Source organism: Photorhabdus khanii NC19 (assembly GCF_000517265.1).
GTDB classification, from domain to species: domain Bacteria; phylum Pseudomonadota; class Gammaproteobacteria; order Enterobacterales; family Enterobacteriaceae; genus Photorhabdus; species Photorhabdus khanii.
Genome location: NZ_AYSJ01000011.1, coordinates 65610 through 78521 on the forward strand (window position 1 = coordinate 65610; position 12912 = coordinate 78521).

At 41.7% G+C, this 12912-nt stretch carries 16 protein-coding genes; 2 read left to right on the top strand and 14 right to left on the bottom strand.

Annotated features, from left to right (window positions below):
* Nucleotides 1–57: 57 nt before the first annotated feature.
* From rpsG to fkpA, 7 genes are all read right to left on the bottom strand, one after another.
* Entirely contained in the window at nt 58–528 is a 471-nt protein-coding gene (gene rpsG / locus PTE_RS10110; RefSeq protein ID WP_036845883.1) for a 30S ribosomal protein S7, read from the bottom strand.
* A gap of 96 nt (nt 529–624) precedes the next feature.
* On the bottom strand, nt 625–999 hold the full coding sequence (gene rpsL / locus PTE_RS10115) for a 30S ribosomal protein S12 (protein WP_036845886.1): 375 nt from the start codon (nt 997–999) through the stop codon (nt 625–627).
* A gap of 135 nt (nt 1000–1134) precedes the next feature.
* Nucleotides 1135–1422 (bottom strand): sulfurtransferase complex subunit TusB, encoded by a 288-nt coding sequence (tusB, locus tag PTE_RS10120; RefSeq protein WP_036845888.1) that lies wholly within the window; start codon nt 1420–1422, stop codon nt 1135–1137.
* A gap of 20 nt (nt 1423–1442) precedes the next feature.
* Nucleotides 1443–1802: a sulfurtransferase complex subunit TusC gene (gene tusC, locus PTE_RS10125; protein WP_036845890.1), complete on the bottom strand. Its 360-nt coding sequence runs from the start codon at nt 1800–1802 to the stop codon at nt 1443–1445.
* A gap of 9 nt (nt 1803–1811) precedes the next feature.
* On the bottom strand, nt 1812–2207 hold the full coding sequence (gene tusD / locus PTE_RS10130) for a sulfurtransferase complex subunit TusD (protein WP_036845892.1): 396 nt from the start codon (nt 2205–2207) through the stop codon (nt 1812–1814).
* On the bottom strand, nt 2207–2932 hold the full coding sequence (locus PTE_RS10135) for a helix-turn-helix transcriptional regulator (protein ID WP_036845895.1): 726 nt from the start codon (nt 2930–2932) through the stop codon (nt 2207–2209). Before PTE_RS10135 ends, tusD begins: the two co-directional genes overlap by 1 nt.
* 285 nt (nt 2933–3217) lie before the next feature.
* On the bottom strand, nt 3218–3982 hold the full coding sequence (fkpA, locus tag PTE_RS10140) for an FKBP-type peptidyl-prolyl cis-trans isomerase (protein WP_051477343.1): 765 nt from the start codon (nt 3980–3982) through the stop codon (nt 3218–3220).
* Between the two features lie 250 nt (nt 3983–4232).
* Between fkpA and PTE_RS10145 the strand changes: the two genes are divergently transcribed.
* Nucleotides 4233–4451, top strand: coding sequence for a protein SlyX (locus PTE_RS10145; protein WP_036845898.1), 219 nt, complete (start codon nt 4233–4235; stop codon nt 4449–4451).
* A gap of 115 nt (nt 4452–4566) precedes the next feature.
* Here the strand turns inward: PTE_RS10145 and slyD are convergent, their stop codons facing one another.
* The 4 genes from slyD to kefG form a co-directional block, all read right to left on the bottom strand.
* Entirely contained in the window at nt 4567–5142 is a 576-nt protein-coding gene (gene slyD, locus PTE_RS10150) for a peptidylprolyl isomerase (RefSeq protein WP_036845901.1), read from the bottom strand.
* 88 nt (nt 5143–5230) lie between these two features.
* On the bottom strand, nt 5231–5434 hold the full coding sequence (locus PTE_RS10155) for a YheV family putative zinc ribbon protein (protein ID WP_036845904.1): 204 nt from the start codon (nt 5432–5434) through the stop codon (nt 5231–5233).
* A complete protein-coding gene (kefB, locus tag PTE_RS10160; RefSeq protein ID WP_051477345.1) occupies nt 5418–7262 on the bottom strand; it encodes a glutathione-regulated potassium-efflux system protein KefB in 1845 nt (614 codons plus the stop codon). The genes PTE_RS10155 and kefB overlap by 17 nt, the downstream gene beginning before the upstream one ends.
* A gap of 2 nt (nt 7263–7264) precedes the next feature.
* Nucleotides 7265–7816 carry a glutathione-regulated potassium-efflux system ancillary protein KefG gene (kefG, locus tag PTE_RS10165; protein WP_036845907.1) on the bottom strand — a complete coding sequence of 184 codons (552 nt, stop codon included), beginning with the start codon at nt 7814–7816 and terminating at the stop codon, nt 7265–7267.
* Between the two features lie 127 nt (nt 7817–7943).
* Between kefG and PTE_RS10170 the strand changes: the two genes are divergently transcribed.
* Nucleotides 7944–9869: an ABC transporter ATP-binding protein gene (locus PTE_RS10170; RefSeq protein WP_036845910.1), complete on the top strand. Its 1926-nt coding sequence runs from the start codon at nt 7944–7946 to the stop codon at nt 9867–9869.
* Nucleotides 9870–10125: 256 nt separating this feature from the next.
* Here PTE_RS10170 and PTE_RS10175 read toward each other — a convergent pair whose 3' ends face one another.
* The 3 genes from PTE_RS10175 to PTE_RS10185 all read right to left on the bottom strand — a co-directional run bounded on the left by PTE_RS10175 (nt 10126) and on the right by PTE_RS10185 (nt 12886).
* On the bottom strand, nt 10126–11022 hold the full coding sequence (locus tag PTE_RS10175) for a LysR family transcriptional regulator (protein WP_036845912.1): 897 nt from the start codon (nt 11020–11022) through the stop codon (nt 10126–10128).
* 600 nt (nt 11023–11622) lie between these two features.
* Nucleotides 11623–12030 (bottom strand): DUF1240 domain-containing protein, encoded by a 408-nt coding sequence (locus PTE_RS10180; protein ID WP_051477347.1) that lies wholly within the window; start codon nt 12028–12030, stop codon nt 11623–11625.
* Nucleotides 12017–12886 carry a hypothetical protein gene (locus PTE_RS10185; RefSeq protein WP_165577090.1) on the bottom strand — a complete coding sequence of 290 codons (870 nt, stop codon included), beginning with the start codon at nt 12884–12886 and terminating at the stop codon, nt 12017–12019. Before PTE_RS10185 ends, PTE_RS10180 begins: the two co-directional genes overlap by 14 nt.
* Between the last annotated feature and the right edge of the window lie 26 nt (nt 12887–12912).

Sequence of the window (12912 nt, forward strand, 5' to 3'; positions counted from 1 at the left end):
TTCAATTTAAATCTGGGTGGCAGAGCTGCCACCCAGGGCATCATCACTACAATGGAATTACCAACGGTAGTGTGCGAACGCCTTGTTAGCTTCTGCCATACGATGAACGTCTTCACGTTTCTTAACAGCAGAGCCTTTATTCTCGGCTGCGTCAGATAGTTCGTTCGCCAGGCGCAGGGCCATAGACTTATCACCGCGTTTACGAGCAGCTTCAACAATCCAGCGCATTGCCAGAGCATTACGACGAACCGGACGAACTTCAACTGGAACCTGATAAGTAGAACCACCAACACGGCGGGATTTAACTTCCACGGTTGGACGCACGTTATCCAGTGCGAGTTCAAACACTTCCAGATGTTCTTTACCAGAACGCTGAGCCAGGGTCTCAAGCGCACTATATACAATTGCTTCCGCGGTAGATTTTTTACCATCTACCATCAGGATATTGACAAATTTGGCCAGTAATTCAGATCCGAACTTTGGATCTGGCAGAATTTTACGCTGACCAATTACACGACGACGTGGCATGGAAATACTCCGTTTCGAATTCAGGGTTGTCCAAAACTCTACGAGTTTATTTTGACATTAAAGTGAAAATGTTTGGCCTTACTTAACGGAGAACCATTAAGCCTTTGGCTTCTTCACACCGTACTTAGAACGACCTTGTTTACGGTCTTTAACACCGGAACAGTCCAGTGCACCGCGAACAGTGTGGTAACGCACACCTGGCAAGTCTTTAACACGACCGCCACGGATCAGAATTACGGAGTGTTCCTGCAAGTTGTGGCCTTCACCACCGATGTAGGAAGAAACTTCGTAACCGTTAGTCAAACGCACGCGACATACTTTACGCAGTGCGGAGTTTGGTTTTTTAGGAGTGGTGGTATATACGCGAGTACATACGCCACGCTTCTGCGGGCAAGCGTCCAGAGCAGGAACGTTGCTTTTTGCAACCTTCATGCTGCGGGGTTTGCGCACCAGCTGGTTAATAGTTGCCATTATTAAAAAAACTCCTGGTTTTTTTGCTTCGTAAACACGGATAAAATCTCTTGTCTGCCCTGACGGCAAAACACGAGGACGCGGAATTTTATGGCTGACTCGCCAGGGTGTCAAGAAATATACATTTTCTCTGACCTACCAAGCGAATTGTTGATGGTGTTTTACCGTCAGGTTAACAAAGTCAGTATAGTCGATAACTTGCACTTTGTCCGAAATTTGACCTACCAATCCCCGCGCCTCAATATCTTCTTTCAGAACATATAATGTGACGCCATGATTCATTAAAGCCGGAAGATAGCAGCTACCATCAATACCTGCCAGTACACCATCCTGAATAAACAGTATGTCATCACCACTGGCAAGCAGATTGAATATCACATTGAAATCACATTGATAAGGGGATCGGCCAACAGTATATAGCATATCATCGTCCTTCCAATCGCTCAGAATGTCAGCACCACATCATAGTCAGCCAATTTTTCACGAATAACTTTTGCGGGTATCACTTCCACATCCAGAATACAATTGCGGATTGAGCTTAACCCACGCATGATAAGATCTTCCTGGCACAAATAATATTTTTCAATATCGTATAAAGGCAAGACCTTAAACGTAGCGATATAGTTTCTGGCGAGGATCCTGTCAGGTTGCTGATTCGGCAGGAGTTGCAGCACACCATCAGAAATGAAAAATACACCAATCTCTTCTGTAAATGCCGAGGTTGCCAATAATGCATCCAGACCTTCTCTGCCACCAGAATCACCATGAGGTGCTTTTGTAAAGACAAAAGCAATTCTTTTCATTTTTGCCTCTCAGAATTGCACCACACGATCGCAAGTCAGCATGGCTTCAGCAAGCGTTCCCAATCCACTTAATTCAAACCCCTCCGCCAGGTTTGCAACAGGTAAATTCAATTCATTCGCCTGCTGCGCATCAAGGACGCCACGGCGAAGAGCAGCGGCAATACAAATATGCATGCCAAACCGATGCTCTGTTGCCATCATCTGCCACGCGTTAACCAAATTAAACTCATCACTGGCTGGTGTGGTCAGTTGATTACCGTTATAAACCCCTTCCCGATAAAAAAATACGGTATTCAGTTTATGTCCCATCGCAACCAAAGCTTGCGCGAATTGGTAAGCACTGCTGGCTTGCTGAGTACCATACGCAGGCCCCATCACCAGCAGACAATAAGACAGCGAAGACATTACCGTTCGGGCCCTAAGCATTCCCCATTTTTAAATTGGCGAATATAGAGGTAAACAGTATGTTTAGAAATATTTAAACGCTCGGCAACCTGATTAATTGCGTCTTTAATATCAAAAATGCCTTTCTCATAGAGATTCAGAACCACCTGCCTGTTCTTCGCATTATTAGATACATTGCGATCAATATTGACTTCTTCGATAGTGTATTCCAGCGTTTGCGCCACCAAATCATCCACGGATGATGCAAAGTTTACATTTGTTGGTGCAACGTCATGGGTCTCCTCTGGAATAAATGTCTGAATTATTTCAGAGAAAGGGACATCAAGATTCATATTAATGCACAGGAGGCCGATCACTCTGCGATTCCGATTGCGGATCGCAATAGTGACTGACTTCATCAATGAACCGCTTTTCGCCCGGGTAAAATAGGCCTTGGATGCACTACAGTCTTCATCTGTAATGTCATGTAACATACGCAGTGCAAGATCTGTGATAGGTGAGCCTATTTTTCGACCTGTATGTTCTCCATTAGCTATTCTGACAGCTGAACATTTAAGATCTTCCAGTGAATGAAGGACAATCTCGCAATGCCCACCAATCAGCATAGCCAAGCCATCAACCGCGGCTTCATAAGATTTTAAAATTTCGTGATCCGTTTCAGTAAACGGTTGGTTTTCCAATAAATCGATATCATTGATATCACCAGATAATAACGGGTTAGACATTCAATACACCATCCTTCAAACGCAGACAACGTCTTGCTAAAAACACAACGTGATAAACGTATAAAAATTTCTTGTGAAAATTCAACTATTGCAGCTTAACAGAGATTTCAATCAAAGATCTTTACATTCATGTTAAATATTGACGTTAAAACCACATTACATCATCGTCAAGCCATCACTACTCAGACATTTGGCCTATATCACAGCTTTCAGTAACAAAAAACCGTTGACAGAATTTATACCAACGGTTTTATCCACATTCATCAAAGATATTTAGCAAATAGATTACTTAGCTTTGGTATCCGCTTTCACATCCAGCAGCTCAATATCAAACACTAATGTAGAATTTGCAGGAATGCCTGGAACACCAGCTTTACCATAGGCCAGTTCTGGTGGAATAACCAGTTTGATTTTTCCGCCTTTTTTCACATTTTGCAGACCTTCGGTCCAACCAGGGATAACGCCATCCAAGCGAATAGAAAGTGGTTCATTACGCTTATATGAGCTATCGAACTCTTTGCCGTCAATCAATGCTCCCTTATAGTTTACGACGACAGTGTCACTTGCCGCAGGCTTTTTACCACTACCTTCCTTCTCTATTTTATACAAAAGGCCGGTTTTGCTCTTAACGACGCCTTTTTCCTTGGCGAACGCGTCACGATATTTAGCACCCTTAGCTTCATTATCGCTGGCTTCTTTTTCCATCTTCGCTTCAGCTGCTGACTTCACTTTGCCTTCAAACGCACGCAAAGTATTTTCAATTTCGCTGTCATTCAGTTTGCTCTTGTTATTAAAAGCATCCTGCACACCTGCCAACAATTGATCTTTATCCAATGGGATACCCAGAGATTTCTGCTCTTTCAGAGTGTTTTCCATATAACGCCCTAAAGATGCGCCCAGAGCATAAGCATTTTGCTGATCTTCTGTTTTAAATGCGCTATTCAATTCTGTACTGCCCTGACTATCCGCTTTGGCGGCCAACGCATGAGGGGCGCTGAAAGCCATCGCCAATGTGGTCGCAAGCAGGGTAACTTTAAACAATGATTTCATCTGGTTCTCCAATAGCTTTGGGGGATATTTACTGTCAGCAAAAGTTATGCAATCAAGTCACTATAACTGTCTACAGGAGCACAACACAATATTTGCTGCTTTTTAGTGCCCCAAAACTATTGAGACAACGTGAATGAAAAGAGGTTTCATAACAATCATATTTCACAGAATATTCTGGGCATAATGGGTTACACTAATTAACATGAGACGTCTAATACAGATAATACACGATCTGGAACGGGGGGAAATCATGGATCTGTCAGAGTTTGAACAGCGGCTTGAACATTTAGAAAGCCGGGCGGCTTTTCAGGAAATTACTATCGAAGAGCTGAATCAGGTGGTGACTGAACAACAAATGGAAATGACGAAATTAAGAGAGCATTTACGGTTGATGACAGAACGGTTGAAAGCCACTCAACCATCAATGGTCGCTTCACCGTCGGAGGAAACGCCCCCACCTCATTACTGATTTTTACAAAACCAAAACAACCACTCAAAATATATCAGGGCAAGTATAGAAACCGCTCATCCCCAAACTTGCCCCACTTTTTTTGAATGTTAAAGCCTATATCCGCTTTAACTTATCAATGGCAACTACCACCTCCGCAGCAGCCGTTCCCTTCATTATGGTGATGATGACTATCATCATGACCGTGACCACCACAGCAGCCACCCTCGCCATGTTCGTGACCATGCGCGCCGTGAACATGACCATGAGCCAGCTCTTCTTCGGTCGCTTCGCGGATAGCAATAACTTCAACATTGAATTTCAAATTCTGACCAGCCAGCATATGGTTACCATCAACCACAACGTGCTCATCTTCAACCGCTGTGATTTCTACGGGTACCGGTCCCATATCGGTGTCAGCCAGAAAACGCATGCCAACTTCTAATTCGTCAACACCAACAAATACATCTTTTGGCACACGTTGAACCAAATTGTCATCATACTGACCATATGCATCATCAGCCTGTACGCTGACATCAAAACTCTCACCAGCCTCACGGCCTTCCAGCGCTTTTTCCAAACCACTGATCAATGAACCACGGCCATGCAGATAGTCCAACGGCGCACTCACCGGTGACTCATCAACTAAAACACCATCTTCTGTTCTTACTTGATAAGCCAAGCTGACTACCAAGTCTTTTGCTACTTTCATGACATCTCCTTCCCGTGGGTCTAAAAATTTTTACCGATTGTAGCGGAATTCTAAGCCTCTGTACCGACCCGCATTAAAATTCACACAATTATTGTGGTGTAAAAATACCAATAACCTGCTCCTGTTTTCTCACATGAAAGGCCACTTTTTCATCAGCTTGACGTTGTTGATGACCACAATGGACACATTCCACCACATCCACCTGATCTTCCCGCCACATTGCCAGCGTATCCTGTGAGTGACATTCAGGGCAGACAGCACCAGCAATAAATCTTTTACGGCTTACTGTCATTGTTTGCTCCACTACTATTCATATATTCGTGTTCATTCCAACCATCCGGTTGGAGACGCTCATTCAGCATTTCCCGTTCGAACAACTCTTCCAGTTCCCGTCGCGCCTCTTTTATGCGGGATATGTGAGCCACATCACCCTGTCGCTGTGGCATCAATTCTCTCAGCATCCGCATATCCAACCGCTGAAAATGATGTTTTGCACGATAAGCCTTATGCGGATGCATTCCCAATCCGACCAACGTCTTACGGCCCAATTCCAATGCGCTGGAGAAAGTTTCGCGGGTGAAATTTTCTACGCCATTCTGTAGCAATTCATGCGCTTCCAAACGTCCTCTGGCCCGCGCCATAATATGCAGATTCGGGAAATGTTTTTGGCATAAATGAACGATCATCATGGTATCTTCCGGCTCATTACAGGTAATAACTATCGCTTTGGCTTTATCCGCCCCTGCCGCACGAAGCAATTCCAATTCAACCGCATCACCATAATAAACTTTGTAGCCATAACGCCGCATGGTACTAACAACACTAACATCACGCTCCAGTACCGTTATGTGGATTTTATTCACCATCAAAAGACGGCCTATTACCTGCCCAAACCGGCCAAAACCAACTAAAATCACCTGTGGGTCGTTATCTTCCACAAATGGCTGTTCTTCCATCTCATCCGGGGCATTATAACGACGTGCCAAAATGGCATCTATCAATTGCATCACAAGCGGCGTTGTCATCATTGATATCGTCACTACAACCAACAACAAAGCCATCTGCCCGCTATTGAGTACATTCTGGCCCAGTGCAGCAGAAAACAGAACAAAGGCAAATTCTCCGCCCTGGCTGAGAACGCCGGAAAATTGCAAGCAAGACGAACCCCGTAAGCCAGCAGTCCATGCGATAAGATAAAGAACAACGCCTTTCACAACGACCAAAGCCAGTACGCCAAGTAACACATCGGACAAATGTATCAGTAACACGCCCAGATTCAGGGACATACCTACCGAAATAAAAAACAGCCCTAACAGTAATCCCTTGAACGGTTCTATGGATATTTCCAGTTCATGGCGATATTCACTATCTGCCAGCAATACACCGGCGATAAAGGTTCCCAGTGCCATGGAAAAACCCAGCGCTTCCATAAACAGCGCCGAACTGAGCACCACCAATAACGCCGCCGCAGTAAACACCTCACGTACTCCAGCTCTGACGACCAAACGAAACAACGGACGTAACAGATAACGGCCACCCAGCAACATAACGGCAAAAGCCGCTATTTTTAACACTATCCGATACCAGTCACTGGATGCTGTTTCACCTGCCAGAAGCGGGATCAACGCCAAAGCCGGGATCACAGCCATATCCTGAAACAGCAAAACAGAGAAACCAAGCTGCCCGCCTTCATTGCGGTTCATGCCCTTCTCTTTCATCAGTTGCAGAGCCATTGCTGTTGAGGACATCGCCATCCCGATACCACCGATAACCGCCGCCTGCCACGAAAAATCTGTTAGATATAACAGCCCGGCCAGCACACCTGCGGTGAAAATAACCTGAGCCGCACCGACACCAAAAATCGATCGCCTGAGTTGCCAAAGTTTAGAAGGGTTAAGTTCAAGGCCGATGATAAACATCAGAAAAACGATCCCCAGCTCAGAGAAATGAAGAATATCATCAACATCTCTGATAAAGCTTAACCCCCACGGGCCAAGGACAATCCCGGCTAACAAATAACCTAATACTGCCCCAATCCTGAATTTCTGTGCGATCGGCACTGCCACTACAGCAGCAAATAAAAATAATACCCCGGCGCTGAGTTGCGCTGAATGCTCCATAGCTATAGCCCTCCTAATGATAATGGCGATTTGAGCCACTCACGATAAGCATTAGCATGGATGGCAAGAAGTTCAGGTTTTTGACGACGTGCCCAATAAATAATTATCGGTGATAACCAATGCATACGGCACATGGATGCTGTCAGTTCAAAAGGGCGAAGAATCTCTTCCATCGGATAAAAGTTATAACCATCAGCCCGGAAAGCGCCTTCCGGCTCTCCAGTGGTGATCACTGAACGCCAATATTTCCCCTGTAATGCCAACCCGGTGGTACCACTGGCAAACCCCCGCGTCAGCACGCGATCCATCCACTCCTTTAATAAAGCTGGACAGCTGTAGGTATATAGTGGATGTTGAAAGACAATTACCTGATGTTCACGAAGCAGTTGTTGCTCATGGTGAACATCAATAAAAAAATCTGGATAAGCTCTATATAAGTCGTGAACCGTAACATGCTCTAAATCCAGCACAGGTTGCAACAAAACACAATTTGCTACTGAATCCTGTGGCTCAGGATGGGCATACAGCAGCAGGACTTTAGGCGGCTGTAACATCGTTCCCTCCTCAAGAACGTGTCAGGACACGTATTTTCCGTTACCATGCATACAAAGTGACAAAATTAGGACGCTTATTGTCCCATTACTTTCTAATAATTTAACATACTCTATACAAACGACACCTATGATTGTTTTCTCTTCATTACAAATTCGTCGCGGAACCCGTGTCTTACTGGATAATGCCAGCGCCACTATCAATCCCGGGCAGAAAGTGGGTCTGGTAGGGAAAAATGGCTGTGGCAAATCTACCTTACTTGCACTATTAAAAAATGAGCTTCAGGCTGAAGCAGGAACATTCACTTTTCCCGGTAACTGGGCGCTGGCCTGGGTGAATCAAGAAACACCGGCACTGGAAATACCTGCTCTGGAATATGTCATTGATGGTGATCGTGAGTTCCGTCAACTGGAACAACAATTGCAGTTAGCCAATGAAAAAAATGACGGTAATCTGATCGCGCATCTGCACAGTCAACTGGACACGATTCAAGCCTGGACTATCCGTTCAAGAGCATCAAGTCTGCTTCACGGCTTAGGTTTCTCTCAAGAACAGCTTGAGCAACCTGTACGTGCATTTTCCGGTGGATGGCGCATGCGCTTGAATCTGGCACAAGCCCTGATCTGCCGTTCTGATTTACTGTTGCTTGACGAACCGACCAACCATCTTGATCTGGACGCGGTTATCTGGCTGGAAAAATGGCTGAAAAACTACCCCGGTACATTAATCCTTATCTCCCATGACCGGGATTTTCTGGACCCGATTGCCGATAAGATCCTTCATATCGAGCAACAATCTCTGTTTGAATACAGCGGTAACTACTCCTCTTTCGAACGTCAGCGCGTGACCAAACTGGCACAACAACAGGCGCTCTATAAAAGTCAGCAGGAGAAAGTGACACATCTGCAAAGTTATATTGACCGTTTCCGTGCCAAAGCCAGTAAAGCCAAACAAGCTCAGAGCCGTATCAAGATGCTGGAGCGGATGGAGTTGATAGCACCTGCCCATGTTGATAACCCGTTCCATTTCAGTTTCCGTAAACCGGAAAGTCTGCCAAATCCACTGCTGAAAATGGAAAACGTCAGCGCAGGCTATGGCGAGCGGACGGTTTTAGGCTCCATCAAGCTGAATTTGGTTCCCGGCTCCCGCATAGGCCTGCTTGGCCGTAATGGCGCAGGTAAATCCACGTTGATCAAATTACTGGCTGGTGAGCTGCAATCTCAGAGTGGAGACGTGGAATTATCCAAAGGGATCAAACTGGGATATTTCGCCCAGCATCAATTGGAATATCTGCGTGCTGATGAATCACCATTACAGCATATAGCGCGCCTTGCGCCACAGGAAACCGAGCAGCAACTCAGGGATTATTTGGGGGGTTTTGGTTTTAAAGGCGATCAAGTCACTGATCCAAGCGGACGTTTTTCCGGGGGAGAGAAAGCACGTTTGGTTTTAGCATTGATGGTTTGGCAACGCCCTAATCTTCTGTTGCTAGATGAACCAACGAACCACCTCGACCTGGATATGCGCCAAGCACTGACAGAAGCACTGATCGATTTTGATGGTGCATTGGTTGTGGTTTCCCATGACAGGCATCTACTACGTTCAACAACCGATGAGCTGTATCTGGTTCACGATGGCCGGGTAGAATCTTTCAATGGCGATTTGGAAGATTATCAACAATGGCTGACAGATCAGCAGCGTCAACAAAATCAGCAATTACGTGAGAACAACGATAAGGAAAAAGAATCTTCCGGTCAAAGTGCTCAAGAAAGAAAAGATCAAAAACGGCGTCAAGCTGACTTCCGTAACCAAACGCAACCATTGCGCAAACAGCTTACCAATCTAGAAAAACAGATGGATAAACTGGGTAACGAACTGACTATATTAGAAAAACAGCTGTCAGACAGCGCTATCTACGATAGTAGCCGTAAAGCCGAATTGACTGAATATCTGCAAAAACAAAATCAGACCAAATCAAAACTGGAAGAAATTGAATTAGAGTGGATGGAAATTCAGGAGCAACTTGAGCAAATGGCGCAAGAATTTGAAGGGTAAATACTTTCATAAATCACATTAAAAAAATAAAGCGGAGAAAACAATCCGCTTTATTTTTTAATAACATTTACACCAAAGATTTTTATTAAAACCATTAACCCACCCGGCAAAAATAAATATTATTATAGTAAAATTATAATTTTACTATATGAAATTCATTTTCATCTAAAATTGAATTTATATACAAAAACGACCATAAGAATAACATGCCATTTCATTAATTTAATATTAAAATAATAACACCTATTTTTCTCATTCACATATTATCAACTAATGAAGAAAATAGTTCCGCTGCATTTATTAAATCGCAGTCTATAACTGGACTCCACAAGATACCAAAATCAATCTCCATATCAGTTTCTAAAATTTCAAGTGAATCCAGATATTGTGATGGAATTGAACGAATCACTTTCTGCGGAACTAAAGAAAAACCATTATGTTTAATTATCAATTCAATCATCACCATAATATCATTGGTTTTTAACATTAAATTCATACTACTATCATTATCATAAATAGAAAATGTGCTGATGCCATCGGTAAAATCAAGCGACATATCATTCTCATCAGTATCAATAAGGTGATACAAGGAAGCTATTTCAGCATTTAATTCAGCAAAATTCTGAGTCCAATCACTGCCTTTTTTAAAAAGATAAACGAGTTTTTCAGTAAAAATCCGCTTAGGCATCAGTGATGAAGTTAACGACAAAGGAACAATAGCAATATGTAATAGACCAGAATTTAACAGGCTCATTTGCTGCTCGAATGGCAAACCTGTAATTAGCACAAGCACGGCTTTTTCTTGTTTACCTAAAAAAAGCTGCTCTTTCATTTTCCCAGAATCATAAATAGAAAAACAAGAACTCACATAAAGATAATTTGGTGAGTCGTATTGCAAATCATGATGAACCTGAACCTGAAACTGCTCAAAATTCCCCAGTAATTTCTGAGCATTCTCTAGTGTTTTTTGTCCAAAATCAGTTAGCCTGGTCCCATTTGGCCCTCTGGAAAAAAGTAGCGCTCCTAAAGATGCTTCCAGTGCATTAATTTTCTTTGTCAACGCAGGTTGTGAAATATGTAGTATTTGAGAAGCCTTATGATAATTAAGTGTTTCAGCTAACACGACAAAAGCTTTTAGATTACGTATATCCACATTTTCACCACTCAGGTTTATCTTATATGCTTTCTTTGGGTTACTATCCCAGCAATAAACTAAATTATTCACACTTAACTTAAATTAATTAAACAGAGATTAAACAACAACTATACGATGATCAATTAATTTATTCTAAAAAATTGACGATATATACATCACGATATGTCCCACAATGATTTACACATGTTTTATAGATAAAACAGGTAAGTAATCACATTAAATAAAACTCATTAGAAAATGATGATTTTTTTCATTTTTAAAAATTTTCCTATATAAATTACCTGGCACCCTATGATATGTAATTCTTACTATGCCGGATAGTGCAATATACCTGACGTATGCTATTTCTAAAATACTATTATTAATCTTTATTTTTAAATATTGTGATTTAATTTTAAATAAATCCAAATCTTATTGGGTAATAAATTAGTTAGAGATAAAAATTATAGTTAAAATATACTTTAACTTTCACTCCAATTTTTCAACATGAATGATATGATTTAAATAAAAAAAGCAAGATCGCCGATTATATGTATAATATTTTTCCCATAGTGAAACCAGTTATCAAAAAATTAATTAGATTTAAATAAAATAATATCAATCACATAGCTTAATATCTTTTACATATTTATTAGGTGACGACCATGATATCTTTGGGCATATCAAATAATCCTCATTCTTTAGTTTATAATTCACATAAAAAGCTGTAGGAAAACTCAAAAAAAATGCAACAATAGCTATCATACCAAGACAATTAACACAGATATCGTGATACTTTGGGATACGAGATGTCAAATTAAAATAAATAATAAAACTTAAAAAATAAAAAATTAATGGGAAGAAAAAAAATGCAATTACTATCCCATTAGAAAAAAAGATCACCTCAGCCATTGTAATCAATGAATACAAACTATCAACAACAACAAACACCCCCAAAGACATCAAAGACAATATAAAAATCGCCCCAATTATATTCATTACTTTTCTTTTATTATCCACGACCATATCTTCCCCAATCATGAAGAAATTTATTTACATCAGCTACAGGGGATCTTTCTCTATTATAAGCTTCTTTCATTAAATCAATAACCTTCTTGCTTATTCCATACCTATCATCTATATAATTTAACACTATGGCAACAACTAAACCAACCCCAACAATTATACCAGCTACAACAATGATACTAGCACCTGCCACCAAGACAGATGAAAGAAAAGCCCCCGTCACCCAAGAAGCAAAGGCTGCCACTGCTGTTTTAGCCATATCTACGGCGATATTACCTAAGAAATCAGCCAGTGTGTATTCATCCTTAAATATATATTCAACGGTTCTATAAGCCACAGAAAATAATATACAGAATTTCATTCCCTTAATTATGCCACTATTTATTCCCTGCTGCCCTATCCCCATAGATATCATCTTCATATTAGAAGCACCATATCTTGAAGCGGTAATAAATTTTCTAACTCCAGCATAACCTGAGATTTTAATATATTTTTCACCATTCTTGCCAACATACTCTGTGGCTTTAATCCCTAATCGTTTAAATTCTCTTACTACATTTGTAAAGTCAAAAGCATCATGTATATTACCTGCATAAGGTGATATTGGATCGGCAGCCGAAAACACCTTCTTCATACATGGACTTTTTGGTTTTGGGGAATCAATATCCTCTAAAACACTTTTCGCTTCTTCTAATGATAGCAGTGCAATATACGTTGTATTTTCTCTTAACTGCGTCTCAAGACCAATAGCATCAAAGAACTCATGCTGAGGCTTTAATTGATCAATCCCAACATGACCTCTTAGATAATCCCCCATATAACCTCCCCAAGAGGGGGTGTATTTTTTATATGTCATCGTGAAACTTCCTTTAATATTATTAA

Coding starts and splice junctions, on each gene's coding strand:
- fkpA (WP_051477343.1), bottom strand. CDS start 3,982: ATGAAATCATTGTTTAAAGTTACCCTGCTTGCGACCACATTGGCGATG.
- PTE_RS10145 (WP_036845898.1), top strand. CDS start 4,233: ATGGATCTGTCAGAGTTTGAACAGCGGCTTGAACATTTAGAAAGCCGG.
- tusC (WP_036845890.1), bottom strand. CDS start 1,802: ATGAAAAGAATTGCTTTTGTCTTTACAAAAGCACCTCATGGTGATTCT.
- slyD (WP_036845901.1), bottom strand. CDS start 5,142: ATGAAAGTAGCAAAAGACTTGGTAGTCAGCTTGGCTTATCAAGTAAGA.
- PTE_RS10170 (WP_036845910.1), top strand. CDS start 7,944: ATGATTGTTTTCTCTTCATTACAAATTCGTCGCGGAACCCGTGTCTTA.
- PTE_RS10155 (WP_036845904.1), bottom strand. CDS start 5,434: ATGACAGTAAGCCGTAAAAGATTTATTGCTGGTGCTGTCTGCCCTGAA.
- rpsG (WP_036845883.1), bottom strand. CDS start 528: ATGCCACGTCGTCGTGTAATTGGTCAGCGTAAAATTCTGCCAGATCCA.
- tusB (WP_036845888.1), bottom strand. CDS start 1,422: ATGCTATATACTGTTGGCCGATCCCCTTATCAATGTGATTTCAATGTG.
- PTE_RS10135 (WP_036845895.1), bottom strand. CDS start 2,932: ATGTCTAACCCGTTATTATCTGGTGATATCAATGATATCGATTTATTG.
- tusD (WP_036845892.1), bottom strand. CDS start 2,207: ATGTCTTCGCTGTCTTATTGTCTGCTGGTGATGGGGCCTGCGTATGGT.
- PTE_RS10185 (WP_165577090.1), bottom strand. CDS start 12,886: ATGACATATAAAAAATACACCCCCTCTTGGGGAGGTTATATGGGGGAT.
- PTE_RS10180 (WP_051477347.1), bottom strand. CDS start 12,030: ATGGTCGTGGATAATAAAAGAAAAGTAATGAATATAATTGGGGCGATT.
- rpsL (WP_036845886.1), bottom strand. CDS start 999: ATGGCAACTATTAACCAGCTGGTGCGCAAACCCCGCAGCATGAAGGTT.
- kefG (WP_036845907.1), bottom strand. CDS start 7,816: ATGTTACAGCCGCCTAAAGTCCTGCTGCTGTATGCCCATCCTGAGCCA.
- kefB (WP_051477345.1), bottom strand. CDS start 7,262: ATGGAGCATTCAGCGCAACTCAGCGCCGGGGTATTATTTTTATTTGCT.